Below are 3535 nucleotides of genomic sequence, written 5' to 3'. Positions count from 1 at the left end.
TTTGAGTACTTCGCCTGATTCTATTAATATTGAGACCAACGAAAATTCTTTGAGTTGCATTGGGCTGTGGGTTTTTAGGTACAACTCCCAATCTACATGTTTTTGAGCTTAACCGAAAAGTATTGGAAGCAGAATGTGCAGTTTCAATCTGTAAATTGCACTTCTAGCATGTTGTCTTAATTCGGCTTCAGAATAGCTCCCATCTGCCTTTAAAGCAAAAGGCAACCAATATCCAAACAAGGCAGGTAATACCTTATCCCTCTCAGCAATCCCATCACCCTGCTTTATGTAGTTTATTAGAGCAATACTAGACGGCTCTTTGTTCATGGAAATTCGACACCGATAATCAACTCTTTCGTTTCTTTCACTCATTCGCCCCACCTGCCCCAACAACCTCTTTGTTTAGACTCATCCTCTGACTACAGAGAAAGAAAAATAATCCATAAGCGTCTGTCAATCGATAGTTAAGAGACTTAGAAGAGACTTGAGGAAAACTATTGACGATTTGTGCCTCCAAATTTTCACACCAGTTCACATTAGAAAATGAAAACAAGTTGTTTAACTGGGACTGGAAATAATGTGCAGTCCCTCCACCGATAATCACTTCATCAACATTGCGAGGAATTTGCAACTTTAACCAGTTAGATAGCATCATCCAATATTCTTGTCTACTATTAGCAACGGCATTACGCATTCGGGAAATTTCATGCTCTCTATAGGCTGGTTCTACACTAGAAGCTAATTCACTCAACGCTTTATAAGAAGAGTTTTTCTTTGTCTTACAAATCGCCCATATCAAACGATCTACGTTCAACCCCGATGTCTGATTCATCACTGATTCAACCATTTTTGAGAAACCTAAAGGCTCTGTCTTGCCTTTACGCATTTCTCCACGCTCGATTAACAGAATGCTTATATCTCTATAACCCAACATTACTACCGCGATCGCTTGTTCTTTGATATTAGAGCTAGCATCTCGCCCCCTACTCAAGATTCCCCCTCCTTCAGGAAGACAAATAAATAATTCTAGTGAAAATGCTTTTGAAGATCCTTTGAATTTGTAGTTAGAAAGGGCTGTCTTCACCAAATTCTGAAATAACTCCCGATCCTCAAATTCTCCCCAAGGCAGCAAAATCCCTAAATGAACCGATGACCCATTTTCTAAATTGTGTTTGTCTGCGATCGCTCCCACAATCGCCAACGCTTTAGCCAAAGCTAACTCAAATTTCCGCTTTTGCAATTGCTTGTCAGCATTGAAGCGCTTTTTGGCTAAGAACCCTACTGCAAAACACTTCTGTTCATATTCAATCCAAGCACTATCTTCAGGATTCGACTCTCCCATCTTGTTCCGTTCATAAGCTTCTAAGCTTCCTAATGGCACTGTCGCTACCTCCGGCTCCATCAACATCAACATTGGATGGAATGGTTCTAATGTGTAAAATCCCCTCGAAGATGAACTACCAAGGTCTATCACTACCCTTAACAAACTCACACTTACCACCTCCTATTTAGAAATTATTTTCTGTAATTTATTTGTAGTAAAACATCCCAGTACAGCCTTAATGAACTGATGTTATTCTTCAGCCAATTGTAAGATAAAACAAGTAAAAATAATGCAGATAAATTAACTTTTTATGTCATTTTCAAGGCACTTCCTGGCAGTTCCTAGAACTTCCTGCAAGTCGAATTCATGTTTAGTGTATGTCACTCTTATGTCAACCCCACGGCAAACTCAAGCATTTTAATCTAACTTTAATTTTCATTTCCGACGCACAATACGCCAAATTTGGCGGAAACTTTTTGAGCGTAGTTTGCTATAGTAAAAAATATCAGAGTTGGAAAATAAAAAAATTGTTGTCGTCAAAGTTTTACCAAAATTTCTTCACTCGGCATCGAACAAAATTTTGTTTGGTGACGGGAATAAACTTTGGCAGCAATAATTGTTGGGTTAAGTTATGTTTTGCTGATAGCAGAGGTGAGCAATGCTAACAGCTGCCAACGTTTCCTCAGAGATGGCGGTGAAGTACTTCGTCAAAAACTACTACCACCAAGGCAAGTCACGCTGGAGTGGTGAAGGTGCAGAAAAACTTGGATTGTCAGGAGCAATTGATAATGATCTTGAGTTTACCAATGTAATCGAAGGGCGATCGCCTGATGGTCGTGAGCAACTTAATGCAAGGGTGCTGAAACAAAAAGAACGTAGAGCCGCGTTAGACTGTACATTTTCTGCACCCAAGAGTGTGAGCCTAATGGCTTTGGTCGGTGGGGATTCAAGATTAATTGCCGCGCACCATCAAGCATTAAAGGAAGTGATCGGGCTGATGGAAAGGCGTTATGCCATAACGAGGGTGACACAAGGAGATTGTCGTCGCAGGGTAAACACGGGTGACTTGGTCGTCGCGCAGTTTGACCACATCGAGAGTCGGGATTTAGATCCACATCTGCACACCCACTGCTTAGTCATGAATACGACACAGACCAATGATGGTCAGTGGATGAGTTTGGTCAATTCGGAAATATTCGCTAACAAGAAGTTTTTGGGGATGGCATACCAAAGCTATCTAGCGGCAGAAGTCCAGAAGCTAGGGTATGAGGTAGAATCCAGAAAACATGGACAATTTGAAATCAAAGGGTTCAAGGAACAAGACTTAGAGGCGTTCTCAAAACGGCGGCAGCAGATCGTAGCTCTTGCTGGTGCATCTTCTTCATGGGCAGAGCGAAACCAAGTTTGGGATACTACTCGTAAGCGTAAGCAGAAGTTAACAGAGGCAGAACTCAAATCGCTGTGGCATGAAGAAGCTGCGGTACTGGGCATCAGTTTCGTCAAGCCTTCTGAGCCAAATAGTCAAGTAGTTGCTGATTCTCTTGGGGAACCCAACGTTGAAGATGCGTTGGCAGACGCGATCGCTCATTGTAGCGAGAGGAATGTTGCTTTTAAGCTTGAAGATTTAGAAAAATTCATTCTCTCTGAAAGACTTTTCACTGATGTAAATGCACTTGAGCCATTAATCAAGGAGCATCAAGAGTTAATCGCTTTGCCGGGAATGGAAAGGCAATACACCACGTGGACGGCAGTAAAAAGAGAACTAGCAACGATTGAGTTGATGCAGTCAGGAATTGGGGCAGTTAATCCGATACTGCAAACACAAGTAGCTTCAAGCCTTTTAGAGAAAACCTTGCTCAATCAAGGGCAACGACTTGCAGTAAATATGGCTGCAACTACAACAGACCAGTTTGTAGCGTGGCAAGGTGTAGCTGGTGCTGGTAAGACTTTCGCCCTCAAGGAATTAAACGCGATCGCACTCGCTCAGGGCTATACAGTCAAAGCTTTTGCTCCTTCATCAATGGCAGCTAAAGTGTTAAGTGAGGAACTAGGTATACAAGGCGAGACTGTAGCCAGTTTATTGGTGTCTGAGCCAGTACCCCTAATTGAATCAAATCAGATTTGGATTGTAGATGAGGCAGGTTTACTTAGTGCCAAAGATGCTCATGCCCTGTTAGAGAGAGCTACCCTTGAGGGAGCAAGACTATTACT

General features: G+C 42.0%; 3 protein-coding genes. 1 reads left to right on the top strand and 2 read right to left on the bottom strand.

Going from position 1 to position 3535, the window contains the following annotated elements:
• Positions 1–108 precede the first annotated feature (108 nt).
• Together LC574_RS31625 and LC574_RS31620 are read right to left on the bottom strand one after the other, a co-directional pair.
• Positions 109–372: a hypothetical protein gene (locus LC574_RS31625; protein WP_229457520.1), complete on the bottom strand. Its 264-nt coding sequence runs from the start codon at positions 370–372 to the stop codon at positions 109–111.
• Positions 365–1492, bottom strand: coding sequence for a ParM/StbA family protein (locus LC574_RS31620; RefSeq protein WP_229457519.1), 1128 nt, complete (start codon positions 1490–1492; stop codon positions 365–367). Before LC574_RS31620 ends, LC574_RS31625 begins: the two co-directional genes overlap by 8 nt.
• 490 nt (positions 1493–1982) lie before the next feature.
• Between LC574_RS31620 and mobF the strand changes: the two genes are divergently transcribed.
• Positions 1983–3535: MobF family relaxase (gene mobF / locus LC574_RS31615; protein ID WP_229457518.1), on the top strand; the 1553-nt coding region annotated here is incomplete at its 3' end.

It is taken from the genome of Nostoc sp. CHAB 5715 (assembly GCF_020829685.1).
GTDB lineage: Bacteria > Cyanobacteriota > Cyanobacteriia > Cyanobacteriales > Nostocaceae > Nostoc.
The sequence above is the reverse complement of the archived record's forward strand: the minus strand, read 5'-3'. Positions and strand labels throughout refer to the sequence as shown.

Excerpts from the sequence above, each read along its gene's own strand:
- LC574_RS31625 (WP_229457520.1), bottom strand. The coding sequence starts at position 372 with ATGAGTGAAAGAAACGAAAGAGTTGATTATCGGTGTCGAATTTCCATG.